At 49.7% G+C, this 23,932-nt stretch carries 26 protein-coding genes and 1 tRNA gene; 5 read left to right on the forward strand and 22 right to left on the reverse strand.

The genetic code is table 11. The features are described 5' to 3' along the window. Window positions 1–14 precede the first annotated feature (14 nt). The 6 genes from C3432_RS12095 to C3432_RS12120 form a co-directional block, all read right to left on the reverse strand. A complete protein-coding gene (locus C3432_RS12095; protein ID WP_103776829.1) occupies window positions 15–335 on the reverse strand; it encodes a DUF5375 domain-containing protein in 321 nt (106 codons plus the stop codon). After that, complete coding sequence (locus C3432_RS12100) at window positions 332–592, reverse strand: hypothetical protein (RefSeq protein WP_103776830.1); 261 nt, start codon at window positions 590–592, stop codon at window positions 332–334. Before C3432_RS12100 ends, C3432_RS12095 begins: the two co-directional genes overlap by 4 nt. A gap of 71 nt (window positions 593–663) precedes the next feature. Next, complete coding sequence (locus C3432_RS12105; protein WP_103776831.1) at window positions 664–1,113, reverse strand: hypothetical protein; 450 nt, start codon at window positions 1,111–1,113, stop codon at window positions 664–666. Then, entirely contained in the window at window positions 1,106–1,405 is a 300-nt protein-coding gene (locus C3432_RS12110; RefSeq protein WP_103776832.1) for a Derepression protein, read from the reverse strand. The genes C3432_RS12105 and C3432_RS12110 overlap by 8 nt, the downstream gene beginning before the upstream one ends. After that, complete coding sequence (locus C3432_RS12115) at window positions 1,398–1,958, reverse strand: host cell division inhibitor Icd-like protein (protein WP_103776833.1); 561 nt, start codon at window positions 1,956–1,958, stop codon at window positions 1,398–1,400. Before C3432_RS12115 ends, C3432_RS12110 begins: the two co-directional genes overlap by 8 nt. Beyond that, window positions 1,955–2,221 (reverse strand): helix-turn-helix transcriptional regulator, encoded by a 267-nt coding sequence (locus C3432_RS12120; RefSeq protein WP_103776834.1) that lies wholly within the window; start codon window positions 2,219–2,221, stop codon window positions 1,955–1,957. Before C3432_RS12120 ends, C3432_RS12115 begins: the two co-directional genes overlap by 4 nt. A gap of 557 nt (window positions 2,222–2,778) precedes the next feature. Between C3432_RS12120 and C3432_RS12125 the strand changes: the two genes are divergently transcribed. From C3432_RS12125 to C3432_RS12135, 3 genes are read left to right on the forward strand one after another with little or no spacing between them, the layout of a single operon-like run. Continuing rightward, window positions 2,779–3,522, forward strand: a complete 744-nt coding sequence (locus C3432_RS12125) for a capsid protein (protein ID WP_103776835.1) — start codon at window positions 2,779–2,781, stop codon at window positions 3,520–3,522. 2 nt (window positions 3,523–3,524) lie between these two features. Continuing rightward, window positions 3,525–3,743: an ogr/Delta-like zinc finger family protein gene (locus C3432_RS12130; protein ID WP_103776836.1), complete on the forward strand. Its 219-nt coding sequence runs from the start codon at window positions 3,525–3,527 to the stop codon at window positions 3,741–3,743. A gap of 14 nt (window positions 3,744–3,757) precedes the next feature. Further along, window positions 3,758–4,312 (forward strand): phage polarity suppression protein, encoded by a 555-nt coding sequence (locus C3432_RS12135; protein ID WP_103776837.1) that lies wholly within the window; start codon window positions 3,758–3,760, stop codon window positions 4,310–4,312. 239 nt (window positions 4,313–4,551) lie between these two features. On the opposite strand, the gene C3432_RS12145 is transcribed toward C3432_RS12135, so the two are convergent. The 5 genes from C3432_RS12145 to proB all read right to left on the reverse strand — a co-directional run bounded on the left by C3432_RS12145 (window position 4,552) and on the right by proB (window position 11,167). Beyond that, entirely contained in the window at window positions 4,552–7,278 is a 2,727-nt protein-coding gene (locus C3432_RS12145) for an SIR2 family protein (protein ID WP_161954521.1), read from the reverse strand. Next, window positions 7,275–8,447, reverse strand: coding sequence for a tyrosine-type recombinase/integrase (locus C3432_RS12150; protein ID WP_103776839.1), 1,173 nt, complete (start codon window positions 8,445–8,447; stop codon window positions 7,275–7,277). Before C3432_RS12150 ends, C3432_RS12145 begins: the two co-directional genes overlap by 4 nt. A gap of 162 nt (window positions 8,448–8,609) precedes the next feature. After that, window positions 8,610–8,685, reverse strand: a tRNA-Thr gene (locus C3432_RS12155). A gap of 113 nt (window positions 8,686–8,798) precedes the next feature. Continuing rightward, window positions 8,799–10,052 carry a glutamate-5-semialdehyde dehydrogenase gene (gene proA / locus C3432_RS12160; protein WP_103776840.1) on the reverse strand — a complete coding sequence of 418 codons (1,254 nt, stop codon included), beginning with the start codon at window positions 10,050–10,052 and terminating at the stop codon, window positions 8,799–8,801. An 11-nt stretch (window positions 10,053–10,063) separates the two neighbouring features. Next, window positions 10,064–11,167 (reverse strand): glutamate 5-kinase, encoded by a 1,104-nt coding sequence (gene proB / locus C3432_RS12165; RefSeq protein WP_103776841.1) that lies wholly within the window; start codon window positions 11,165–11,167, stop codon window positions 10,064–10,066. Between the two features lie 288 nt (window positions 11,168–11,455). Between proB and phoE the strand changes: the two genes are divergently transcribed. Next, window positions 11,456–12,508 carry a phosphoporin PhoE gene (gene phoE / locus C3432_RS12170; protein WP_103776842.1) on the forward strand — a complete coding sequence of 351 codons (1,053 nt, stop codon included), beginning with the start codon at window positions 11,456–11,458 and terminating at the stop codon, window positions 12,506–12,508. Between the two features lie 61 nt (window positions 12,509–12,569). Here phoE and crl read toward each other — a convergent pair whose 3' ends face one another. The 3 genes from crl to gpt form a co-directional block, all read right to left on the reverse strand. Beyond that, on the reverse strand, window positions 12,570–12,971 hold the full coding sequence (gene crl / locus C3432_RS12175) for a sigma factor-binding protein Crl (RefSeq protein WP_103776843.1): 402 nt from the start codon (window positions 12,969–12,971) through the stop codon (window positions 12,570–12,572). A 57-nt stretch (window positions 12,972–13,028) separates the two neighbouring features. Then, entirely contained in the window at window positions 13,029–14,273 is a 1,245-nt protein-coding gene (frsA, locus tag C3432_RS12180; RefSeq protein WP_103776844.1) for an esterase FrsA, read from the reverse strand. Window positions 14,274–14,511: 238 nt separating this feature from the next. Continuing rightward, window positions 14,512–14,970: a xanthine phosphoribosyltransferase gene (gene gpt, locus C3432_RS12185; protein WP_103776845.1), complete on the reverse strand. Its 459-nt coding sequence runs from the start codon at window positions 14,968–14,970 to the stop codon at window positions 14,512–14,514. A 323-nt stretch (window positions 14,971–15,293) separates the two neighbouring features. Here gpt and pepD point away from each other — a divergent pair, with 323 nt between their 5' ends. Further along, complete coding sequence (gene pepD / locus C3432_RS12190) at window positions 15,294–16,751, forward strand: cytosol nonspecific dipeptidase (protein ID WP_103776846.1); 1,458 nt, start codon at window positions 15,294–15,296, stop codon at window positions 16,749–16,751. Window positions 16,752–16,853: 102 nt separating this feature from the next. On the opposite strand, the gene prfH is transcribed toward pepD, so the two are convergent. The 8 genes from prfH to C3432_RS12235 form a co-directional block, all read right to left on the reverse strand. Then, a complete protein-coding gene (gene prfH, locus C3432_RS12195; RefSeq protein ID WP_103776847.1) occupies window positions 16,854–17,468 on the reverse strand; it encodes a peptide chain release factor H in 615 nt (204 codons plus the stop codon). Continuing rightward, window positions 17,465–18,604 (reverse strand): RNA ligase RtcB family protein, encoded by a 1,140-nt coding sequence (locus C3432_RS12200; RefSeq protein ID WP_103776848.1) that lies wholly within the window; start codon window positions 18,602–18,604, stop codon window positions 17,465–17,467. Before C3432_RS12200 ends, prfH begins: the two co-directional genes overlap by 4 nt. A gap of 399 nt (window positions 18,605–19,003) precedes the next feature. Continuing rightward, a complete protein-coding gene (gene dinB / locus C3432_RS12210) occupies window positions 19,004–20,059 on the reverse strand; it encodes a DNA polymerase IV (RefSeq protein WP_103776849.1) in 1,056 nt (351 codons plus the stop codon). Between the two features lie 78 nt (window positions 20,060–20,137). Continuing rightward, complete coding sequence (locus tag C3432_RS12215; RefSeq protein WP_103776850.1) at window positions 20,138–20,785, reverse strand: DNA primase; 648 nt, start codon at window positions 20,783–20,785, stop codon at window positions 20,138–20,140. A 49-nt stretch (window positions 20,786–20,834) separates the two neighbouring features. Beyond that, window positions 20,835–21,833: a putative lateral flagellar export/assembly protein LafU gene (gene lafU / locus C3432_RS12220; RefSeq protein WP_103776851.1), complete on the reverse strand. Its 999-nt coding sequence runs from the start codon at window positions 21,831–21,833 to the stop codon at window positions 20,835–20,837. Window positions 21,834–21,835: 2 nt separating this feature from the next. Continuing rightward, window positions 21,836–22,699, reverse strand: coding sequence for a flagellar motor stator protein MotA (gene motA, locus C3432_RS12225; protein WP_103776852.1), 864 nt, complete (start codon window positions 22,697–22,699; stop codon window positions 21,836–21,838). A 28-nt stretch (window positions 22,700–22,727) separates the two neighbouring features. Further along, complete coding sequence (locus C3432_RS12230) at window positions 22,728–23,444, reverse strand: FliA/WhiG family RNA polymerase sigma factor (RefSeq protein ID WP_103776853.1); 717 nt, start codon at window positions 23,442–23,444, stop codon at window positions 22,728–22,730. 20 nt (window positions 23,445–23,464) lie between these two features. Beyond that, the gene (locus tag C3432_RS12235; RefSeq protein ID WP_103776854.1) at window positions 23,465–23,929 is read right to left on the reverse strand and encodes a flagellar basal body-associated FliL family protein; all 465 of its coding nucleotides are present in this window, start codon (window positions 23,927–23,929) and stop codon (window positions 23,465–23,467) included. Window positions 23,930–23,932: the final 3 nt, after the last annotated feature.

The following is a 23,932-nucleotide window of genomic DNA, read 5'->3' on the forward strand; positions in this document are numbered from 1 at the left end:
CGTTATTTTCTCCCTCAGTGCACAACCGGCGTATCGATATGACGGGCGCAAAGTTCATCCATTACGGCAAGCCCGAGAAAGGACAGTGACGGCGCGGCTTTCAGTGGACCAGCTTCCATTAAATCCTCCAGCAGCGCACAGGCAATCTGACGGCCTTTTTCCTCGCCGTGCTGGCGCAGATAAAAGCCCTCCAGCTCGGCGGCCATGGCATTTTCCAGCGCATCGAGGGTGAGCTGCGGATAGCGGTGCTGACGGGCGCACAAATTCAGCCAGGCACAGGCGACCGCCCGGCGATACAGGGCGGCGCGAAGAACGGGTGTGAGCGGCTGTTTCATGCCTTAGCCTCCCGGGTAAGCCAGCGCTGACCGCAGCGGTCGACCACACCGTCAAGCTGTGCGGTCATGAGGTAAATGACCGAGGCGAGCTGAGTCTGGTGCATCCGGTCACGAGACAGGGTCGTACTCTCCTGTTCCTGCATCATATCGCCGACAAACTGGCCGACATTCCGAAGGTGTTCCAGACATTCGAGGTCACTCTGACTGAACGCGGCAAGGCGCTGATTTTGTATTAAAGCCGGGTTATTAACAGGCATGATTCCGTCTCCTGAGCACGTGCGTATCCCTGCGCAGATACGCACATTTTATTTTTTGGTGTCGTTTTTAATTACAGATAATGGCGGTAGCTGTTATCCGGTTTAATTTCTGTTTCCGCTGCGAAATGATTCCGCCATTTTCTCACCACCGGCGCGGGACGTCTGACCGGGGTAATATCGCCTCGATAAATATCGAGATTTCGCGCCCGGTATTGCTGTAATTCCGGGTCGGCGGCAATTTCACGTAAGACAGCGTGACGGTTTTCAGGGTCGCGCTTAAATACGTCCGGCCGCTCACAGGTAAAGTCCCGCAAAAAACGACTGAGCGGAATTTCTGCCATGCCACCATTAGCGATAATACGAATGAGGATGGTGTAGGTGCGCCGGTAGGGATTCCAGACCTGCCCCGGACAGCGGTACGGCATATCCCACGGAATACCGTCGGCCAGCACGCCCGACACCACCACGTCAGGAAAGCCTGAACAGCGGTATTTTTCACCCGGCTGAGGGAAGTCAAACATGGTGCTCACCTCCGCTTATCGTGGCCGGTGCAACGAAATCCCGACACAGGCCTTTGGCCTTGAGTTCTTCCAGAACGTGACTGATATCTTCGTGCACGTAACTCAGGATTTGAGGGGTATAAAGCTGGCTGAGTCCGTTAATTTCATGACGTCTTAAATCAGTGCCGAAATAATGCAGGGTTTCACAGGCGCGATTGAGTTTATGGAACGATTCGAGGCTCAGGTGCTCACTGATGGCGCTGAGGCCGTCACGACAGGCTGAGACGGTCTGAGGGGCAGACTGATTATGCATGGCGCACCTCCGCAACCGGCAGACGGGCGGCAAGGGAAAGCACGTAAGCACGCACAAGAGAACGACGGGCGGTCTGTTCATCACCGGCAACGGTGCGGAGCATACAGATACGGGGCTTGCGGTCTGCGCGACGAACGGCGGCAAACACAAAGATAAATTTGGGGTGAGACAGGGCGAGGGTCGTAGCCATAAGGGCAAACTCCTTGAAGTAGTCTGAAAAACTACCACCGGAAACGCCAATTTCACTGGTGGTAGCCCGAACGGGGTTGGCGTAACCGGCCTTCAAGGGAACCGGCCAGCCCGAAGGCTGCCCCGCCCGGACTACCATTATCTGACAGGAACCATAGTGTACGTATAAACACCACAGCTCGAGAAATGGTTGTGCCTGAGCAACGACGTAAAAAAACACGCATGGCGCGTGTCGTGTCGCCTTGAAGTTATACGGAACGCCAATTCCGACTGTCGATTTTGCGACAGCGGGAAAACTGTACCAGGAAACACACAACACATGCAAGCCAGAAAAAGGGGTTATTTGAAAGCGGCTCTGATTCATGCGTCGCATTTCCGGTTGCGGTGGGCGATGCGCTCCACCATCCACGCAGTCACTTCGGACTGGAGCCATGCGACGTTTTTTCCCCCGAGGTTAACCTGTGCCGGGAACGCTTCACGGGCGATCAAATCGTAGAGGGTGGAACGGGATAAGCCGCACTGATGGATCACTTCCGGGAGGCGTAAAAAACGCTCCTGAGCAGGGGCTGAAACTGGCATTAAATGTGCGCCACAGAGGGAAGTTGGTACTTGTAAAGCCGTGTGCATAACGCTACCTCATTAATATCCACAGAGATCCGAACTTATCCGCCCGGAATCGGGTAGCTCTCTATTTTGTGAATATTTTCACTCATTGCAACAGTGCCTCAGATTGTCTCAGCGGCATTTTGAGCATTATTTCAACAGCAAGTTTAAAAATTAGAATTAAATTGTCACATGACGCGCTGAGACATTCATGAAATCAAATTAACCAGCAAAAAAGGTTAATTCTTGATTTATAAAACACTAAAAGAGTTAGATTTTTTTCTGACGAGTGCACTGAGGGGAAATGGTAGTGAACAGTAGTGAACAGTCGGTGAACACTTCACTTTCAACTGTTCACCCTTTAACTTACTGTATTAAATCTATTTTTATTTACAGTGAACAGTAGTGAATAGTTATAGTTAAAAAAACAAACAGAGAGAGTGATTTTCCTGCGACCTTTCTCTGGCCAGCCTGCTTTTAAAAGTCCTGTTTGTGCCAGAGCTGCCACAACTGCAATGAATCGAGATGTTGTGTGAAGAAGGGCAGAATCATTTCATGTTGAACATACGGAGAGCCCGAACATGAAACCCGAAACAATCATTTCTGCCCTGCAGAACGTTGCCGCTAAACAGAACGCGGAAAGCGAGAAGCACATCACCGCTAAACTGACCGTATTCACTGCGGCCAGAGACGCCCATGCAGCCAGCATGGAAAAGCTGAAAGAGATTGATACATCAATTGAACGCTGTAAGCAGGAGCGACAGACCGCTCTCAATGAGAGCGCAGAGGCGGAACAGGACTGGCGCAGCCGCTTCCGTACCCTGCGCGGTAATCTCACTCCTGAAATGAAAGCGGAGCACAGCAAGCGTATCGCCAGTCGGGAGCTGGCCGACGAATTCACCGGCCTGATTGCGGAGCTGGAGACTGACCGGAGTCGTGCCATGCTGAATGCCTGCTCCACCGGCAATAAATATCGCTCTGCACATGGCGAAGCATTTACCGCTTACGCCGGGGCGGAATGGGTTAAGGCTATCAACGCTGTTCCCGTCGCGCTCATTCGCGCTTTCCTGCTGCGCATTCGAGCCCTGGAAATGAACGGGGAAAGCGCACCGCAATCTGTGGCCATCGGTGAGCTGCGTGATGCCCTCAATCGTCAGGGCAGTCTGTATCACTTCGATATGAAACAGGAGCCGGTCTTATCCGTGACGGGTATGCAGCGGCCGCAAATTACCGGCGTGGATATGGAACTGTTACGCAGCCCACTTAAGCGAAACATGCTCGCCAAAAAGCTGGCTGAACATGACGGAACTAAGGCGGGGGTATAAGTATGTTTCACTGTCCGTTCTGCAAAACCAGCGCGCACGCCCGCACCAGTCGTTATCTGTCTGAGAACGTCAAACAGCGCTATCACCAGTGCGTGAATATCGAATGCTCGGCAACTTTCCGCACGCTTGAATCTGTTGACGGGATTATCTGTTCACCGCCGACAGAGCTGGTCACCACCGAATCTGCACAGGCAGCCACCGTTAACCGTGCTGGCGCTTAACAGGAGAAATTAACGTGACCACATTGACGCTACAGAAAGCCTTTGAGGCCTGCCAGGCAAACAATTCAACCTGGCTGCAACGCAGGGAAGAACTGACGCAGGTCGAACAGACATACCGCGAACAGCTTGCCGGTGACGGGCAGAGCCTGCAAAGGCTGCGTGAGATTATCGGGGTGAAAAAATGGGAAATTAATCAGGCTGCCGGTCGCTATATTCGGTCGCATGAGGAGGTGCAGCGCATCAGCATCCGTAACCGGTTGAATGATTTTATGCAGGCACACGGCGCGGAGCTGGCCGCCGCCCTTGCACCCGAGCTGATGAATTATTCCGGGCAACACCCCGCCGTTCAGGATTGCGCCATGAAGCACTCGGTCGGTTATCTGCGTGAGGCACTCAATGTCTGGCTGGCCAATGGTGAAAAAATTAATTATGCCGCACAGGATAATGACATTTTGACGGCCATCGGATTCAGGCCTGACGCGGCTTCGCGGGATGATAATCGTGAAAAATTCACGCCTGCACAAAACCAGAATTACGTCCGAAAACGCGCGGAACTGGCCGCACAGTAGGCCGCTCAAAAATTCCCGAAAATCTCGCCATTTTTCCGTAAAAAAGCCATGCATCATAAGGTGCGTGGTTTTGCATGTGTTTTACCAGCACTGAATCCCCCGTCAGCGCCAGCACTGGCGCGCCCTGAGACGGGTCATGCACCTGCATTAAAAGCGACCCTTTAAGCGGGCAGGCGTGGCGGGGAGAGCATTGCGCGCTAGCACTAAGAAAGAATTTAATTTTCTCTTTTTAATGCTTGTTATGAGATCTCAAATTTCTTAGTAATACTCTCTATTTTACTAAGAGCAGGTAAATAATCTTTCATGCCTTTTTTCTCGACCAAGAACCTCAAAACATCCTCATATGCAAGAGCTTCTGTTGAATATTTATACTTACTAAATTGTCCCATTGAATTTTCAGCATCTTTGGCAAGTGATGAATCAGCCGGTGCGATCCCAGATGCCATTAAAAATAATCCAAGCCGTAATTTTTTATTAGGATTCAGTTTTGATAATGGAATTGATTTGACATATTCAACAAGTATATTTTTTACTGGAGCGTTAGCAATCAAATGTAACTCATATATAATAGTTTCCACAGAGCGAGCTTTATCATCATCTTTCATGTTTGATAATTGCATCACTAATGCTTTTGCCATATCTTTATCTTTATACGTTATTTTTAATTCTTTAGCGACCAAGAAAATATTTTGAACTCCTTTTGTTATAAACGCTATTCTTTCGGAGCCATTTATTCTCCCCTCAGCTAATTTAGCAACTATCAATATAACCACTTTTTCTACGAAATCCTTATTATATTCTAATAGCAGTCTATTAAAACCTAAAGTAATGAAATCGTCTATAGCCTCAATTAGCTGGATAGAGTTAGCATTGTGGCTTAGCAACTTAATAACCATGTCGTAAACAATGCTTTTATGGTTTTCAATTTCATTTGAATTCGAAATTAAAAACAACAGCTTAACAATATAATCATCACTCTTACTGTAAAATTTATTGTCAGTAATATACGACTCTGTTAAATTTATAAAAACACGATCTACTAACCATCGAGCATCATCATCACATACATCTAATGACAAGTAGCTCCTGTTTCTGATATTTTTAAAGTATTCACGTAGTTTTTTGATTTCAATATACTTTATGCAGGAAAACAACTCTTCCTTTTTCAAAGTTATTCTATCTTCTTTCTTTTGCTTAGTGATAATTATCTGGATAAATTTATTAATGGCATATCGAAACTCTTTATATACGTCAATCAAGAATCCATTCTTCATTACAAAATTAACTAAATTCATATGCAAAAATTCAGGTTTAAATTCCTCTGAATCCCAAGAGAACAAGCTATTACTATTTTTCCTATCCTTAGCTTTTACCAGAAGTGAGTCAATAGTATAATTAAAATTGAAGAGATAATTGAAATTAACTAACTCTAAAACCATCGACACTGAACGCCTTATTTTTCTAGGAAATCCTTCAAAAATCTCAAGAATATTATTCGACTCGATTTCATTATATTTATCATTCGTCGAAAAACCATATTTCAACTGATGCAGGATAACATTTTGATTAAAGAGGGTAAGCAGAAGTGAAGCATAATTTTTAAGTTTTAGATCATAAGATATAAGATCTTCTGATGCCATGTATGCTAATTCATTGTGTCCATTTTGATAGAATACATATGGATCAATGCGGTCATATGTAAGGTTAATTGATGACCTGCCTTTTCTAGTATAATCAAATTCCTTTTCATAGTTAAAATCAAAATGAATATTACTCAATTCACTATCATTGCCCTCACTAAACACTACAGCATTTTCTTTCTTTTCATCTATAATTATCCCACTTATATCTGCCTTTTTTAATATATTAAAAATAGGTTCTAACTTATTAGTAATGGATTTATTTTCTTTTTCGTCATTGTTTTTTACAACCATCACAAATTGTGAGTAAATACTTCTCAAACTTTCATTAAAATCAATCGTTACTTCTTTATTATAAAAATACAAAAATGCGCGAGGTTTACCATCCGTGTTGGTGTAAATCAAACCACAATTAGTCAAACTTTTGATCACCTGCTCTGCAAGTATTCCCTCAAGTGTATTTAGGGGCAACAATCTATTATGAACTTGCTTAATTATATTGTTAGGCGAAACATTGGAGATATTTTTGTTTTTAATTAACAGCAAAAAATTATATAACTGACTGGTATAGTAATTATTGAAGTGATCTACCGCAGATTTATCATCTAATACTATGGTTGTAATCCCATGACTTAGCAAATATTTAGATTGAGCAGGATCTGCTTTGAAAACCACTAAGAACATTGGTGGCCTAACATTTGAATGATTCTGAGTCCATTTGATAATTTGCTTAATATCAAAATCATTATAAGAGTACCCAAGAAACAAGACGGTATGTGTAGATAAAATGCTCTTAATATAATTTGAAACTAATGGGAAGTTAAATTCGTAGTTTATATAGTCATCTTCTTTGAACACGATGTTATGATTTGAGAAATCTCCGTGCATTTTAATTAATTTTTTATCTAAACTAGATTTCATTAGATCTTTATCGCTTGCGACTAAACCATAAATATAAGCATTATCACGAATAACACTTTCAAGTATACAATCCCAATTTGTTGTTATGACGACATGAGGGTTAACTTCAAAAATCAGCTTATGTATTTTTGAAGGAGGTATATCTGAAGGGAAAAATGACTTTATTTTTTTATAATACAAGTGCTCCCCGAACTCTAAGAAATATAATTGCGCAACTTTTAAGTAGTCAACTTCATAATCAATATTTAACTCTGTTTTTAACTCTTCAATTAGATCGCCCCAGCTGGGTAATTTAATTATTTCATTTTCAGACGATTTTGAAACGCCAGCACCAACAAATATTGCAAGTGAATCTTCATCAACAGCATTTAAGATAGTATCAATGTGTTTATTGTTTATGCTCATTTTACATTCCATAAATAGTCGGAATACCATTGCAACATATTTGCACGCCTCTCAATATATAAAGCGTGGTTGTATGTTCCACGTATACTATTCTTATCAACGTGCGCTAGTTGGGTTTCAATCCATACTGAATCAAAACCTTTTTCATGTAACAACGTGGACATCATATGTCTAAATCCATGTCCTGTTAGCTTTCCATCATAACCTAAGCGTTTGATAGTTTGGTTAATGCTTGCTTCACTCATAGGTTTGTTCGGATCGTTCCGTCCTGGAAAAACATAACGATAGTTCCCTGACATGATCTTGAGTTCATTGAGTAAATCTAACGCTTGAGTCGACAATGGTACAAGGTGCGCCCTACGCATTTTCATCCTTTCAGCAGGAATTTCCCAAATAGCGTTATCCAGATCAAATTCTTGCCATAATGCCGCACGTAATTCGATGGTTCTCACGCCCGTAATCATCAGTAATTTCGTGGCTATCTGAACCAGCTTACTCCCTGTGTAACTGTCTAAAGCACGCAGAAAATCAGGTATCTCATCAGCTTTTAGGAACGGGAAATGATTGGATTGATGTACTTCAAGAGCACTGGAGAGATCTGCTGCAGGATTAAATTCAGCCCTTCCTGTAGCAATGGCATAGCGGAAAACTTCTGAGCATCGCTGCCGAACTTTGCGCATTTTTTCTAATGCACCGCGCTTTTCGATTTTACGCAGCACATTAAGCAGTTCTAGCGGTTTGATTTCGCCTACAGGTCTCGTACCCACGTAAGGAAAAATATCGTTCTGAAACGCTTCCATGATGTCAGAAGCATATCCTTCCGACCATTTGGCAGACTTCATTTGATGCCACTCCGTCGCTATCTTTTCGAACGCGCTTTCAGACTCGGTTTGCAGAGCAATCTTCTGCTCTTTTCGAACCTCACTCGGATTCTTTCCTTCGGCTACCAGTTTTCGGGCATCGTCGCGACGAGAACGCGCATCGGCAAGTGTGATCGTCGGGTACACACCCAGCGAGATCATTTTGGGTTTACCGGCAAAACGATAGCGGAACCGCCAACTCTTGCTTCCATTAGGTTCTATAAGCAATGAAAGCCCTTGCCCATCGCCAAGTGTATAGGCTTTAGTTTCAGGTTTAGCGCGACGAATCTGCATATCGTTTAAAGGCATGTGTATAGGAATCCAGACCGAACAGGAACATATACACAATCCTATACACATTCAGTACCGGATTCTACTGGATGATTACGGACTACTATGGACTAAAAAGAAGAAAAACCGTTATAAATCAGATTGTTTATGGACTAATACGGACGCTTAAGGAAGTTGAGATGGTGCCGATAATAGGAGTCGAACCTACGACCTTCGCATTACGAATGCGCTGCTCTACCAACTGAGCTATATCGGCCCTGAAAGGACATGCCCACGAACGTGAACACAGGGCAGAAGGTTAAAACTAACCGAGTGATGCGTCAATAGCCTTGCGAATCAAGTGGCTGATTTTGCATCACTCGGGTTCAATTACGCACGAATGGTATCGTCACCAAAGCCGATCCACTTATAAGTGGTCAGCGCTTCCAGCCCCATCGGGCCGCGCGCGTGTAACTTCTGAGTACTCACCGCCACTTCCGCACCAAGCCCAAACTGCCCACCATCGGTAAAACGGGTCGAGGCGTTAACGTACACGGCGGACGAATCCACTTCATTGACGAAACGATCGGCATTGCGCAGGGTGCGGGTCAGAATCGCATCGGAATGCTGAGTGCCGTGTGCACGAATATGTGCAATAGCGTCATCCAGATCGGCCACGATTTTGACGTTCAGATCCAACGACAGGAACTCGTCGTCGTACTCTTCCGCTTTAACCGCTACCACATTTGCTGGTCCTGCTTTCAGCAGAGCCAGGGCGGCGTCGTCAGCATGCAGCGTCACGCCGCTTTGTGCCATCTGCTGGCTCAACGCAGGCAGAAAACGTGCGGCAATATCCTGATGTACCAGCAGTGTTTCCACCGTATTGCAGGTACTCGGACGCTGGGTCTTCGCGTTAACGATAATCTTCAACGCCGGAGCAATCTCCGCACTGTCATCAACAAAGATATGACAGACACCAATCCCGCCGGTAATCACCGGAATCGTCGACTGCTCGCGACACAGCTTATGCAAACCTGCGCCACCGCGCGGGATCAACATATCGATGTATTTATCCATACGCAGCATCTCGTTCACCAGCGCACGATCCGGGCTATCAATCGCCTGGACAGCAGCCGCAGGTAAACCGCAGGCTTCCAGCGCCTGCTGAATCACGCGCACGGTTGCGGCATTGGTGCGATACGTCTCTTTGCCACCGCGCAGAATCGCCGCGTTGCCGGTCTTCAGACACAGAGAGGCTACGTCGACAGTCACGTTAGGGCGCGCTTCATAAATCACACCAATCACACCCAGCGGCACGCGACGACGCTCCAGACGCAGTCCACTGTCCAGCAGACCGCCATCGATCACCTGGCCGACCGGATCGGCCAGGTTACAGACCTGACGAACGTCGTCAGCAATCGCTTTCAGACGCGCAGGTGTCAGCGCCAGACGATCCAGCATCGCGTCGCTCAGGCCATTCTCACGCGCGTTCGCAACGTCCTGTGCGTTCGCACTCAGGATGCTTTCGGTTTGTGCTTCCAGTTCCTCAGCTATTTTTTCCAGCACGCGATTCTTTTCACGGCTGGAGAGCAGCGCCAGCTTATACGACGCGGCTTTGGCAGCAATGCCCATTTGTTCCAGCATATGCCTGCTCCTTAACGGGTAATCATGTCATCGCGATGGACGGCAACCGGGCCATATTCATAACCCAGAATCGCGTCAATCTGCTGAGAGTGGTGTCCGGCAATACGGCGTAGCGCGTCACTGTTATAGCGGCTTACGCCGTGGGCAATGTCGCGCCCTTCCAGGTTACAGATGCGAATCACTTCACCACGGGAGAAATTGCCTGTCACGCTTTTAATGCCTTTTGGTAACAATGAACTGCCGCGCTCCAGAATGGCGGAGGTGGCCCCTTCATCTACGGTGATTTCACCGGCAGGCGGCGCGCCGAAGATCCAGCGTTTACGGTTCTCCAGCGGAGAGGCCTGAGCGTGGAAACGCGTGCCGACGGAAACCCCTTCCATAACATCGCCAATCACCCCAGGCTTGCTGCCTGCGGCAATGATGGTGTCGATGCCGGCGCGACAGGCAACATCGGCAGCCTGCAGTTTAGTGCCCATCCCGCCCGTGCCCAGGCCGGACACGCTGTCACCTGCAACAGAACGCAGCGCGTCGTCAATACCATAGACATCTTTAATAAGCTCTGCCTGCGGGTTCGTACGTGGGTCGGCGGTGAACAGCCCCTGCTGATCGGTCAGCAGCAGCAGCTTATCCGCCCCCGCCAGAATCGCGGCCAGCGCAGAAAGGTTGTCGTTATCACCCACCTTGATTTCAGCAGTGGCAACGGCATCGTTTTCATTAATCACCGGGACAATATTGTTATCCAGTAGCGCACGCAACGTATCGCGGGCATTAAGGAAGCGTTCTCTGTCTTCCATATCCGCACGCGTTAGCAGCATCTGACCGACATGAATACCATAGATCGAAAACAGCTGTTCCCACAGTTGGATCAGTCGGCTCTGCCCTACCGCGGCCAGTAATTGCTTGGAGGCGATGGTGGCCGGAAGTTCCGGATAGCCCAGATGCTCGCGACCAGCGGCAATCGCCCCGGAAGTCACGATAACAATACGATGTCCTGCGGCGTGAAGCTGCGCGCACTGACGAACAAGTTCTACAATGTGGGCACGGTTCAGGCGGCGCGATCCGCCCGTTAGCACACTGGTGCCGAGTTTTACCACCAGCGTCTGGCTGTCACTCATGATTCTCTGCCGTTCAAAATTAGGGAAATGATACCAAACGAACGTTTTAACAGGACTGGCTCCGGTTGCCAACAACCAGCGCACAAAGCTTGAAACTTTATTGCGCAGGATCAGCAAGCGTAGCGGCAGTTTTTGACGCTTTTATTACTGAAATAAAAAATCATTCTTTTTTAAAATTATTCTTACTTTGTCATAAAACCTTCACCCCAGAACGATAAAAACCCTCCTGTCTTTTAACGGGGATCGCACCCAGTGAATATTAGCGCGTACTTTAAATCAGGAACGAAAATGAAAAAGAGCACTCTGGCATTAGTGGTGATGGGTATTGTCGCATCGGCATCCGTACAGGCAGCTGAAGTGTTTAACAAAGACGGTAATAAACTGGATGTGTATGGCAAAGTCAAAGCAATGCACTATTTCAGCGATGATGAAGGCAAAGATGGCGATCAGACTTACGTTCGTTTTGGTTTTAAAGGCGAAACCCAGATTAACGATCGGCTGACGGGCTACGGTCGCTGGGAAGCGGAGTTCGCCGGTAATAAAGCGGAAAGCGACAGCGGCCAGAAAACGCGTCTGGCGTTTGCCGGTGTAAAACTGAAAGACGTCGGCTCTTTCGATTATGGTCGTAACCTGGGCGCGTTGTATGACGTGGCTGCATGGACGGATATGTTCCCGGAATTCGGCGGCGACGGTCTGGCGCAAACAGATAACTTTATGACCAAGCGCGCCAGCGGCCTGGCAACATATCGTAATACCGACTTCTTCGGCGTTATCGACGGCCTGAACCTGACCCTGCAATATCAAGGAAAGAACGAAAACCGTGACGTGAAAAAACAGAACGGTGACGGCTTCGGCACTTCACTCAGCTACGATTTCGGCGGCAGCGACTTCGCTATCATCGGCGCATATGCCAACTCCGATCGTACCTATGATCAGAATCTTCAGGCGCGCGGCCAGGGTAAAAACGCCGAAGGTTGGGCAACCGGTCTGAAATACGATGGCAATAATATCTATCTCGCCACCATCTACGCTGAAACGCGGAATATGGCGCCTGTTTCCGGTGGTTTTGCCAATAAAACACAGAACTTTGAAGCGGTGGCGCAATATCAGTTCGACTTCGGTCTGCGTCCTTCTCTGGGCTATGTTCAGTCGAAAGGCAAAGACATTGAAGGGATCGGTGATGAGGATCTCGTGAAATATATCGATGTCGGCATGACATATTACTTCAATAAAAATATGTCGGCGTTTGTGGATTATAAAATCAACCAGATTGACAGTAACAACAAACTGGGCGTGAACAGCGATGATATTGTTGCGCTGGGTATGACGTATCAGTTCTGATTGCGTTGATGGAAATGAGGCCTGATAGCGTAACGTTATCAGGCTTTTTCATTTGTAGTATTTATGCCGTCAACTTTACCGGCTCATCGGTAAAATCGTCAGCCGGTTCCAGAGACAGCTGTAGCGAACTCAACAGCTCCCTTAGCTTCTCGTGAAACTCCCGCAGGGTGTGCTCCAGACGGTCCACGACTTCGCTCTCTTTAATCGAAACCGCACTCCAGTGACCTTCTTTATCGAACAGACCAAACTGATAGCTATAGGTAAAGCGCTTTTCCTGCGCTTCCAGCTCCATCCACCAGCCCCAGAACTCTCGCTTTTCAGGGGCCGGCTTCACGTTGACACAAACGGCCAGGCAATCGAAAAAGAATCGATTATCTTCGCACTTACCTTCCCGGATATAAGGGCCAAGCGCGGTGAATTTCTTGATTAATCTGCTCTTCGGGTGTCCACTCGGTAACGTCATTGCGATCTCCTGTTGTGAAGCCACTGTTTTACCAAATCGCAGGAATTTAGCAAATTATTAACACAATCTCTTTTCGATCCAGTCGGTGATTTCCTGCAACGCTTTGTCAAAATTGCGATACACCGGCTTGAACGGGATTTCGAAAAGCTTACCGTCGGCGGATGAAGATGTGATTAAGCGCGATTCCTCTTCCGGGCTGAACGGATCGTTTTTCCAGAAGCCCGACAGCATCGGCGTCGGGCAACGTCTGCCCAGCAAGCCTTGCACCTTCAGCGAATAGCGGTTGAGTTCCACGCGCAGCACGTCATCGGAGGCATCATGCATCCCCAGTCGACTCGCCAGCACGTCAAGATACATTTCCGGCACCGCGCCCTGCCGCAGCGGATCGCTGAGCAACGCATGAACGACCGGTCCCAGGCACGCCACCGCTTTCAGGCGGGGAGACTCCAGGTAGGCCAGACGCACCGCGACGTTCGCACCAAAGCGGAAACCAAATGCCGCCACACGGGTATGATCCACCCAGGGCACGTTTGGCAGCGACTTCAACACATGCTGATGCAGCAGGCTGGAATCCTGCGTCAGTTTCCATTTGGACGAAAAGCCCACCGATGGCATATCCAGCGTCAGCATGGCGATCCCACGCGGCGCGAGATAGCGCTCGTACAGGGTGTAATAGTCGGTTTGCATAGCGTCCAGACCACCGCACATCAGCACCGTCGGGAACGGGCCATCGCCTTTTGGCATGTGCAGAAATCCGGTTACCGGGGAACCGCCAGGGATGGTGAACTCCATCTCCCGTAGCGTACCGGGCAAGCGTTGCGCGGCCTCTTCGTAAGCGCGATTGGCCAGCGCCTGCGCCTGATCGGCCAGATCGTCACCTTTCAGATGCGGATAGGCGGCAATGTTGTACAGCGTGGAAGCATGTAACCAGTAGCGACCGCTCAGTTGAGCATCCTGCGTCTGACAGGCCTTCTGCTGCCACTCCATTGCCTGCTTTGCCCATTCAAAAATCCAGTTCCCGCCACGATAGCCAATCACCGTATCGTACAATTCAGCGTCCGTCCGCTCGGCGTCGCTCATCACAATTCGCGCCTGCACGTCGAGGATTTCACGCGGATCCACGCCGCGCCAGACCCACATCAGGCGATTAATCATGCGGTACCAGTGGGGGATATTTTTACCATCCAGAGCGGACTGCACAGGCGACGACGCCCCGTGATTAAACCGACGAACCAGCGTTGAGGTTTCCGGGTGTTTAAAGCGGGGTTTGAACAGGATTTCGCTGAGGTTAGCCTGCGACATGATTTCGGCCTCCATGAGTACTCACTAAGGCACATTGTATACGCAAAATCATTCAAGATGCATTGCGGCGGTAACTGAGAGAATCCCCGGTCACTGACATAATTAAAATCTGTCCGCGGCCTGGAGCAACACGTAGGGGGAAATAACGAAGGTAGCCAACAAAAAGACAGCCTGAAGGATGAAGCGTACGGCGCAAAAAGAACAACGCCCGGCATAGCCAGGCGTTGAAAATGTCAGATTAGCGACCGGAAATCGGCGGAACGAACGCCACGCCCATGTCCCACGGCTGCTCAATCCAGGTATCCTGCGGGATATCAATCACATAGTCATTAACCAACGGACGACCTGCCGGTTTCGCGAAAATAGTGACGAAATGCGCTTTCGGATACATTTCACGGATAGCGACCGCGGTACCGCCGGTGTCCACCAGGTCATCAATAACGATGAAGCCTTCACCATCGCCTTCAGCACGTTTCAGTACTTTCAGTTCGCGCTGGTTGTCGTGATCATAGCTGGAGATGCAAACGGTATCGACATGACGAATACCCAGTTCACGCGCCAGTAATGCGCCCGGCACCAGACCGCCGCGGCTAACGGCAATAATGCCTTTCCACTGTTCAGAAGGCATCAGGCGGCTTGCCAGCTTACGTGCATGAATCTGCAACATGTCCCAGGTGACGACGTATTTTTCGCTCATGTGAAGTGTCCCAGCCTGTTTATCTACGGCTTAAAAAGTGTTCGAGGGGGAAAAGGTTGCGCGAGATTATAGAGATCTGACGCGCCAAAAACCAGTGTTTCGCAGAATCCGCTCCTCTTTTTGCGTGCTTTATACTACCCGCCGACAAAGAAAGTGGTATTCTCAACCCCATCTCGCAAGCCTGTCTTGTGGTAATGATTAACCTGCTAACCCTGTGACCTGCAAGATTGTTTGCAGAGTATCTATACCCTAAATAATTCGAGTTGCGGGAAAGCCAACGCACCAGCAATTTGAAGTATGACGAGTATACAAGGAGAATTATCGTGTCTGAACTATCTCAACTATCTCCACAGCCGCTGTGGGATATTTTTGCCAAAATCTGTTCTATCCCCCACCCGTCCAAACATGAAGAGCAGCTCGCTGAGCACATTGTTGGTTGGGCAAAAGAGAAAGGGTTACATGTCGAGCGTGACCAGGTCGGTAATATCCTGATTCGTAAACCCGCCACCGCAGGTATGGAAAATCGCACGCCGGTCGTGCTGCAAGCGCATCTGGATATGGTGCCGCAGAAAAATAACGACACCGTGCACGACTTCACCAAAGATCCTATCCAGCCTTATATTGATGGCGAATGGGTTAAGGCTCGTGGTACCACGCTGGGCGCAGATAACGGCATCGGTATGGCTTCCGCGCTGGCGGTGCTGAGTGATGACAACGTGGTTCACGGCCCGCTGGAAGTGCTGCTGACCATGACCGAAGAAACCGGTATGGACGGCGCGTTCGGCCTGCAATCCAACTGGCTGCAAGCCGATATTCTGATCAACACCGACTCCGAAGAAGAAGGTGAGATTTACATGGGTTGCGCGGGAGGGATCGACTTTGCCTCTAACCTGCCGTTAACCCGTGAAGCAACGCCAGCAGACTTCCAGAGCTTTAAGCTGACGCTGAAAGGGCTGAAAGGCGGTCACTCCGGCGGTGAAATCCACGTCGGCCTCGGCAACGCCAACAAACTGCTGGTACGCTTCCTGGCGGGTCATGCAGAAGAGCTGGATCTGCGCCTGGTTGATTTCAACGGCGGTACGCTGCGCAACGCCATCCCGCGTGAAGCCTTTGCCACCCTTGCCGTTGCCGCAGATAAAGTTGATACGCTGAAAGCGCGGGTTAACGCTTATCAGGACATCCTGAAAAACGAACTGGCAGAGAAAGAGAAGAATCTGGTCATTGTGCTGGAAAACGCCGCGAATACTAAACCGGCGCTGACTGCCCGGTCCCGCGACAGCTTTATCCGTCTGCTGAACGCGACGCCGAACGGCGTGATCCGCAATTCCGATGTCGCAAAAGGGGTCGTAGAAACGTCCCTGAACGTCGGTGTTGTGACCATGACCGACAACAACGTGGAAATCCACTGTCTGATTCGCTCCCTGATTGACAGCGGCAAAGACTATGTGGTCAGCATGCTGGATTCCCTGGGTAAACTGGCCGGTGCAAAAACCGAAGCCAAAGGCGGCTACCCTGGCTGGCAGCCGGACGCCAGTTCACCGGTCATGCACCTGGTACGTGAAACCTATCAGCGTCTGTTCAACAAGACGCCGAATATCCAGATTATCCACGCAGGTCTGGAGTGCGGTCTGTTCAAAAAACCGTACCCGGATATGGACATGGTTTCTATCGGGCCAACCATCACCGGTCCACACTCTCCGGATGAGCAGGTTCATATCGAAAGCGTCGGTCACTACTGGACGCTTCTGACTGAACTGCTGAAAGCGATTCCGGCGAAGTAAGCCTTTGCAATAAATGCCGGATGGCGACGTAAACCTTATCCGGCCTACAGCGTTACTCGTAGGTCGGATAAGCGCCGCGCCATCCGGTTGTTTTATCCCGGATTACCGTTCCGTAAACGCCATTCCTTCAAACGTCCGTACCGGATCCCCGCGTTCAATCTGATGATGGAACATCCGCCGCTGAGATTTCAGCGCCGCGCTGCCTTCCTGCTGTTGTTGCTCCAGACGCCAGGCGATCAGCAGCCGCGCCAGCCGCTTGTTGGCATGCTGACTGCGCTCCGACTGGACCTTCACGCTGATCCCACTCGCCAGATGGGTGGCACGCACGGCCGAATCGGTCTTGTTAACATGCTGTCCGCCAGGGCCGGAAGATCGAAGCGTTTCAAAGCGGATCGCATCGGATTGCGCCTGCTCATCCACGGAAAAACGGCCAACACCCACATACCAATTTTTTCGCCTGTGATTCAGACGGTACGGGCTGGAGCAAATCCACTGCAACGTGCCGCACCAGCGGTCGCTTAAGGCCAGCGCATTGCTGCCGCTCAGCGAAACCAGCGCGGATCGCAGCGTATCGGGATATCTGCCCGCCTCTGTTTCCAGCAACGTTACGGTGACATCCTGCTGCGCCGCTTCCTTTATCAGCCGATCCAACGCTTTCCTGACGGCCAGACAGCACTCGTCCGGCCCCTGCGCGGAAGAGAGTTGCAATAACATCATGCGCCTTTTCCTCCACTCGTTTTCAGCGTCAGCACCGGGTGTAAACGCGCCACGGGTTTTACCAGCCCGGCCTGCACCAGGCAGCTAATCACGCTTTCTGCTGATTTGTAGGCCTGCGGCGCTTCTTCATAGATCAGCTGTTTATCACGGCAAATCACCCGGCTACCCAGTTCAGTACGGGAGAGCTGCGCCGGGCTGAATTTCCCGGAAAGCCGCCCTTTACACTCAGAGCGCATCCATTTGCGTCCCGCGCCATGCGCCAGTGAGCACAGTGCCTCTTCAGTCGCCACCGGCTGAACCAGCCAGCTGTAATCACCGCGAGAACCGGGGACGATCGCCAGCCCCTGGTTATCTGGCGTTGCGCCTTTACGATGCAGCCAGCCCTGTTGACCACCAATGCGACACGCTTCAACAAAGTTGTGCGCCACATCCAGCAGCGGATTTCCGGATGCCTTCACCTGTTGCAAAATGCGGGTCGCAATCAGCTGACGATTTACACGAGCGAACGCCAGCGCATCATCATGTGCCGCCAGGTAACGCCGTGCATCTTCACTTCCTTCTGCCAGCCCGTGATGAGAAAAGACGCTAATGTGATGTTGCAGGACAGATTGTCCCAGACCACGTGAACCGCTGTGCGCCAGCAGCAGCAAATGCTGCGCATCGAGCCCCGCCTCGCTGAAACGTTCGCTGTCAAATACCTGATCGACCTGCTGTAGTTCGGCGAAGTGATTACCGCCGCCAATGGATCCCAGCGCACTGCGCCAGGGATGCTGTATCAGGCTTTCCGGCAGATGTTCGTCCAGCCAGCGCTCATCTGCGGCGTCATCCAGCGCCGCCAGTCGCTTCTCAAACTTATCTGCGTTATACCTGCGCCTCAAAATATCCGTTTGCCACAGCGCCATACCGCAGCCGATATCATTACCCACCAGCGCCGGATAAAAACGACCAAGTGAAAAGAATGCCGCGCCAATTGGATAGCCGCGTCCGGGGTGTAAATCTGGCATACCCATTACACGACACATGCCGGGTAAGTTTGCCGTTGTATGTAATTGTTGGATCGCTGAACCTTCGATCCACAGATCGTCTGAGGCGATATATGCGATAGCCTCAGAGAGATAATGAACATGATTGCCCATATACCATTCCTGTAAAATTTAGATAAGGAGATGGCAGACGTTACCAGGGCAAAAAAGAAAGGTTATTCCTGGGAATGTCTGCAAATTGAGTTTTTAGAATATGTCATCATGATTAACCCCCTTTGCAGTAAAAAAAAGATGGAAAGCGCGCGTATATTAATCAGGGGCTGGTGCTATTGCAAGATGAATTTAAGACTTACCTTCGCGCCCCATTCCATAATTAATAAACCACTTCCCTCTGGCATCAACGTGTTGCTGCCGAACCCGTTGAAATCCATGATGTTCAAAAAAGGTTTATACTCAAACGCAAATACCGTAAAAATGCGGTAACCGCCCGTAAAAAAATAGCGCACAGAGCGTGGAAATCACTTTCCCGATATTCTCTTATTTGTATCTTATTCAGAGTCCTAAAAGCAGCTGCCTTTCACGTTGTGGATCCAGCAAGGTGACATGTAATCCGACCAGCCGCACACCGCGTCCGCCACGGCGCTCATCCCAGGTTTTACGTGCTGTAGAAATTAAATCGTCTTTACTTAAACGTGGCCAAACATGCTCCTGCGTGGTCTGCTGGAAATCATTGAATTTTAATTTGATCCCCTGGCAGGCGATCAATAAATCCGGTTTCACCTTTGCCAGTCTGCGCTCCAGCTCAGGATACAACCGCTCAATGGCCGCCTCACACTCTGACCACTGATGAATATCTTCTGCCATTGTGCGCTCAACGCCAACGGATTTACGCAGCCGCTCGCTGTTTACATCACGCTCATCAATCCCCCAACTGCGTTCCCACAGCACCCGTCCAAACTTGCCGAAGCGCTTGAGCAACGTCGCCAGATCGAACTGCTGGACATCCCCGCAGGTCCGTAACCCCATTGTTTCCAGCTTCGCGGCGGAAACCTTCCCGACGCCCGGAATTTTCCCCAGCGGCAGGGTTTTGAGAAATTCCGGAACCCCGGCTGGCGTAATGACATACTGTCCGTCCGGCTTATTCAGATCGGAGGCGATCTTGGCCAGAAATTTAACCGGCGCGATACCGGCGGACGCGGTGAGTTGCAGCTCGTGAAAAATGGTCCGGCGGATCTCCTGGGCTATCAGGGTTGCAGAACCGTGGCAGTGAACGCTGTCGGTGACGTCCAGATACGCCTCGTCCAGCGAAAGCGGTTCAATACGCGAGGTATAGCGAGAGAAAATTTCACGGATATGGTGAGAGGCTTCTTTATAGGCTTCATAGCGGCCAGGAAGCAGCGTCAGATGCGGGCAAAGCTTAAGCGCCATCCCCGTAGGCATGGCGCTGCGAACGCCAAATTTTCGCGCGGGGTAGTTGGCGGTGCTGATAACGCCCCGGCGTTCACGGCTGCCGCCAATTGCAATGGGAATGTCGCGCAGGGTCGGGTTATCCCGCATTTCAACCGCTGCGAAAAAACAGTCCATATCAACATGTATGATTTTGCGCATTACTCACCTCCCGGAATACTGTTCAAGTATACAGTATAATAATAAAATGAGAAGTGATTGCCCACCCACCGGACAGCACTACAGCGGCATGGGTTTACTCACGCGAAATTGTGCTTCACAGGTATAATGGACTGACCCCACGCGGGTGTCCTCAGCGGTTTCTCCAGCCCGACAAACAAACATTTTGTTCACTTTTTTGACGTTCGCGTGCAGGAGGTTCTCAACTGACATCCATTTGAACACATCTTCTTTAACGCAGAAAAGCTCATAGTCGCTCAGACGCTCGCCGCAAATCTCACAGTGATTCATCCAGTAGCGCATACCTGTCGTTTTGCTTTTGTCCAGGTAGTAGTGGCTGGCTTTGATATTCTTTTTTATTGCGTCCGGCAGCTGATTGATATGAAAAACAAAGCTGTTTCCCCTCACAGAGAGCCAGCGCTTACCCTCTTTGCTTTTTTTCAGGTAGCGGGTAAACAAGATGCCGATGATACGGGTTGGCTGGTGGCAACCCGGACAGCGCACGCTGGGCGTAATAACGAGGTAATAAGGTGCGACAATATTAAAATCGACGGCATCATAAACATAATCACTGAGTACCTCACTGAGTTCATGAGGTTCGATATACCAGATGCCAGACTGCGGATCATAATGCGCGCCCTGGCAAGCGACATCGGTAATGGAGTCAGTATGAATATCCAGAGGAATAATATCGATAACATCTATCACTGTGTTCTCCTGAAAAATGCTACCCCGCATTGCGCGGGGAAAAGAGGAATTACCGTTCTGGAATCGTTTTCTGATGTAATGAAGTGACCTGCTGTTTTTTATCGAGTTTTTGCGCCAGCGGTTGGACGACTTTTTCACCGTGCTGGCCAAAATACTGATACAGGGTGTCAGATGCGCTTTGGGTCAATACCATAATTTCGATGCGACGGTTGCCTGCGCTTTCCGGGTTTTTCGCATCCAGCAGCATCTGGTCAGCCATTGCGCTGACCTGCATGACTTTATCCTGCGGCATTCCCGCTTCTTCCAACACCCGGCGGGCAGAGAGCGCCCTGTCGCCTGACAGGTTCCAGTTGTTATAGATATTGCTTTTATATCCCATCGCATCGGTATGCCCGGTGATGATGAGTTTGTTGTCCAGCGAATCAAAAACAGGCGCAAGCTCAACCAACAGCGATTTAAAGAACGGCATAATCCGCGCGCTGCCGCGCTCAAACATATTACGGTTCTGATCGTCTTTGATCAGCACGCGTAACCCCTGGGGAACGATTTCCATTTCCAGGTTGGTTTCCATGTGGGCATTGCGCGCAATAATATTAATGTCAGTCGCTAACTCACCCAGCTCCGTCGCCGATTTTTTCTTCAGCAGCGCCGTCTTCTCATTCACATCACGCGCTTTTTTCTCGGCCTCTTCACTCACCTTCGCCATTTCTTTCGGCGCGGTGGTTTTCTCTTTATCCGGCTTATTGCGGGCGACGCTTTTGCTGTTTACCGGCGCTACCGGTTGTTTACCAATCTTGTTCAGCGGAGTCAGCCCGCCGCCGTTAAAGATGGATTGACCGTGCAGGGCCGCCACGATGTTTTCACGATCGGCTTTACTGACGCTGTTAACAATCCACAGCGTCATAAACAGCGCCATCATTGCCAGCGTAAAGTCGGCAAATGCCACCTTCCACGCGCCGCCATGATGACCACCGTGATTCTTTTTTACCTGTCGCCGAATAATAGTGGTATGGACACCACGATCGCGCCGGTTAGCCGCCTTTCTCATGCTTATTCCTGCTCCAGCATCGCGTTAACCCACGCATCCAGATTGGCGAAGGTCGGTTTAGACGCCAGATGCAGCAGTTTACGGCCAGCGTCAACCGCCAGCAGCGTTGGCTTACCGCCCGCATGTGCAACCAGCACCGTGCGGACGCACTCCAGCAGAGAGTGTTCCGCCCGCGCCTGCTGTTCCATTGAGTTTGCCATCGGGTCCATCAGGCAGTAGCAGAAAAAGACCCCTAAGAATGTCCCCACCAGCGCCGCCGCCACTTTCAGGCCGATAAGGGCAATCGATCCATCAATCGACTGCATGGTGATGATGATCCCAAGCACCGCGGCACAAATACCGAATCCCGGCATCGCTTCAGCGGTACGTTGCAGCGAGCGTGAAGGCGTCAGCAACTCTTCTTCGACAGCATCCAGCTCCTGATCGAGGATCCCTTCCAGTTCATGGGCATCGATTTTCCCCATCGCCATCAGACGGAAGTTATCGGCAATAAACGTCACCAGACGCTTTTGGGTCAGGATCAGAGGGTATTTCTGGAAAATGGTACTTTCTTCCGGCTGCTCGATATGCTGATCCAGCATACGCAGGCCGCCGTTCTGCACCAGTTCCAGCAGTTCAAACAGGCACATCAAGAGCTGGCGCTGAAATTCCGGGCCGAGCTGTTTTTTGCTGATAGCCCCTTTCAGTTGATGGGCGATCTCTTTAAGCACATGCTTAGGGTTACCAATAATCATAGCGCCAAACCCCGCGCCGAGAATAATAACGATCTCAGCGGGTTGCCAGATGGCAATTAGCTGACCACCGGCTTCAAAATAACCGCCAAAAACGCATCCCAGCACCACTAATAAACCGAAAATCTTTTGCATTAAATCCTCCGCATTACAATTCGAATTGTTAATCTGGATATAAACAATCACGAATTTTCTGCGTGATTTTTTTATTCATTTGGCAAATTCTGGCTTCAGTCAGCCCTAATACCAACGCGATCTCTTTTAAATTCATATCGTGTTGGTAATACATAGAGAGCACCAGCCTCTCTTTTTCACTCAGCTGGCTCAGGGCGAAGCTGAGCATATCCTGGGTCACGATTTGCTCTTCAAGCGCACGCCCCTCCAGCGGTACAATGTGGCTTTCGCCGCCCAGAAGCTCATCCAGACTCGCCAGCGTTTCCGCCCCTTCCAGCTGCTGATACTCCAGATAATCTTCAGACGTTAACCCCAATGCGCAAAGCGCTTCCCGGTCAGGCTCATGCCCGAGGGTCTTACGCGCGTCGCGGATCAGATCTTTAATTTGATGATATTTCTGACGTAGCTGGCGAGGCCGCCAGTCGAGGCTGCGTAATTCATCCAGGATGGCGCCGCGAATACGGTGTACCGCATATCCGGCAAAGCCTTCATCCGGCAATCCGTATCGCCGAATCGCATTAAGCAATCCCATTAACGCCGTTTGCTCCATATCCTGGCGATCAATCACACAGGTACACTGAGGCGCAAGCTGACGTACCACTTTTCGGACCAGCGGAAGATAAGCCTGTAAATAATGACTTTCTTCCTGTGGTGTTAATACAGGGGTGGCGGTGAACTCCTCGTTTTCATAAGCGTCTTGTATCATTTTATTGTCTGACCTGGCGCTTACTGAAATACAACTTTCTTCACCAACACATCTTTATAAGGTGCCTGGATTTTGCGAAGCTTTAACTCTTTTTGCAGAGTTTCGGAAAGGACCTGTCTTATTCCCGAGATTTTCATCCCCCGAACCTCTTCATATTTCATTTCAGAGAGTCGTTCGACGATAATGCTTTGATACAGCGGTTCCTGCTGTTTTACTTTCTCAGCTTCTTTTTCAGTCGTTACCAACATCACCAGTTCGGCAGACATGTAATGATCGGCGCTATCATTGTCGTGCAGCGTGACAATGCTCTCCTGCAGAGAAACAAAGATACTGTTACTCTCATCCATCGTTTCGTCAGCGTCAGCATGAGCCGCGCTCTCTGGTTTTCCCTTCCCCACGAAATGATATACGCCCCATCCCGCCCCGCCACCAATGACCAGAGCCAGGACAGAACTGATCACACTCGCCATCACAATTTTCTTCATCTT

Source organism: Citrobacter amalonaticus, assembly GCF_002918555.1.
GTDB classification, from domain to species: Bacteria; Pseudomonadota; Gammaproteobacteria; order Enterobacterales; family Enterobacteriaceae; genus Citrobacter_C; species Citrobacter_C amalonaticus_A.

Bases quoted from the DNA above. Each gene is read 5' to 3' on its own strand.
- C3432_RS12095 (WP_103776829.1), bottom strand. From the start codon at position 335: ATGAAACAGCCGCTCACACCCGTTCTTCGCGCCGCCCTGTATCGCCGG.
- C3432_RS12100 (WP_103776830.1), bottom strand. From the start codon at position 592: ATGCCTGTTAATAACCCGGCTTTAATACAAAATCAGCGCCTTGCCGCG.
- C3432_RS12105 (WP_103776831.1), bottom strand. From the start codon at position 1,113: ATGTTTGACTTCCCTCAGCCGGGTGAAAAATACCGCTGTTCAGGCTTT.
- C3432_RS12110 (WP_103776832.1), bottom strand. From the start codon at position 1,405: ATGCATAATCAGTCTGCCCCTCAGACCGTCTCAGCCTGTCGTGACGGC.
- C3432_RS12115 (WP_103776833.1), bottom strand. From the start codon at position 1,958: ATGAATCAGAGCCGCTTTCAAATAACCCCTTTTTCTGGCTTGCATGTG.
- C3432_RS12120 (WP_103776834.1), bottom strand. From the start codon at position 2,221: ATGCACACGGCTTTACAAGTACCAACTTCCCTCTGTGGCGCACATTTA.
- C3432_RS12125 (WP_103776835.1), top strand. From the start codon at position 2,779: ATGAAACCCGAAACAATCATTTCTGCCCTGCAGAACGTTGCCGCTAAA.
- C3432_RS12130 (WP_103776836.1), top strand. From the start codon at position 3,525: ATGTTTCACTGTCCGTTCTGCAAAACCAGCGCGCACGCCCGCACCAGT.
- C3432_RS12145 (WP_161954521.1), bottom strand. From the start codon at position 7,278: ATGAGCATAAACAATAAACACATTGATACTATCTTAAATGCTGTTGAT.
- C3432_RS12150 (WP_103776839.1), bottom strand. From the start codon at position 8,447: ATGCCTTTAAACGATATGCAGATTCGTCGCGCTAAACCTGAAACTAAA.
- proA (WP_103776840.1), bottom strand. From the start codon at position 10,052: ATGCTGGAACAAATGGGCATTGCTGCCAAAGCCGCGTCGTATAAGCTG.
- proB (WP_103776841.1), bottom strand. From the start codon at position 11,167: ATGAGTGACAGCCAGACGCTGGTGGTAAAACTCGGCACCAGTGTGCTA.
- phoE (WP_103776842.1), top strand. From the start codon at position 11,456: ATGAAAAAGAGCACTCTGGCATTAGTGGTGATGGGTATTGTCGCATCG.
- crl (WP_103776843.1), bottom strand. From the start codon at position 12,971: ATGACGTTACCGAGTGGACACCCGAAGAGCAGATTAATCAAGAAATTC.
- frsA (WP_103776844.1), bottom strand. From the start codon at position 14,273: ATGTCGCAGGCTAACCTCAGCGAAATCCTGTTCAAACCCCGCTTTAAA.
- gpt (WP_103776845.1), bottom strand. From the start codon at position 14,970: ATGAGCGAAAAATACGTCGTCACCTGGGACATGTTGCAGATTCATGCA.
- prfH (WP_103776847.1), bottom strand. From the start codon at position 17,468: ATGATGTTATTGCAACTCTCTTCCGCGCAGGGGCCGGACGAGTGCTGT.
- C3432_RS12200 (WP_103776848.1), bottom strand. From the start codon at position 18,604: ATGGGCAATCATGTTCATTATCTCTCTGAGGCTATCGCATATATCGCC.
- dinB (WP_103776849.1), bottom strand. From the start codon at position 20,059: ATGCGCAAAATCATACATGTTGATATGGACTGTTTTTTCGCAGCGGTT.
- lafU (WP_103776851.1), bottom strand. From the start codon at position 21,833: ATGAGAAAGGCGGCTAACCGGCGCGATCGTGGTGTCCATACCACTATT.
- motA (WP_103776852.1), bottom strand. From the start codon at position 22,699: ATGCAAAAGATTTTCGGTTTATTAGTGGTGCTGGGATGCGTTTTTGGC.
- C3432_RS12230 (WP_103776853.1), bottom strand. From the start codon at position 23,444: ATGATACAAGACGCTTATGAAAACGAGGAGTTCACCGCCACCCCTGTA.
- C3432_RS12235 (WP_103776854.1), bottom strand. From the start codon at position 23,929: ATGAAGAAAATTGTGATGGCGAGTGTGATCAGTTCTGTCCTGGCTCTG.